The organism is Erwinia sp. PME.40.26/001 (genome assembly GCF_055556675.1).
The window spans coordinates 1-256 of record NZ_JBVHNP010000282.1; the positions used below are offsets into that span (position 1 = coordinate 1).

At 73.0% G+C, this 256-nt stretch carries 1 protein-coding gene; it reads left to right on the forward strand.

What is annotated here, in order from left to right:
* Positions 1-256 (forward strand): hypothetical protein (locus tag ACZ3HG_RS24195; protein ID WP_465334988.1); only part of this gene is annotated, 256 nt, incomplete at both ends.

Genomic DNA, 256 nt, shown 5'->3' on the forward strand with positions numbered 1-256 from the left:
GCAGGTCCTCCACGAGCTGTCGTCGGGGCTGCCGGCGGACGAAAGACCGGCCGGGGACGATCCGGCGTCGCTCGCGCGCGCGGCCACCCGCGCCGAGTACAGCCGCCCGGGCTTCATGGAACGGACGTTCGGCGGACGATCCTTCGGTGGCGGCATGGGCGGTCCGAGCTTCGGGTCGATGCTCGGCGCGTCCATGCTCGGCACGATCGGCGGCTACGTCGTCGGTTCCGCCCTCGTCGGCTCGCTCTTCGACCCC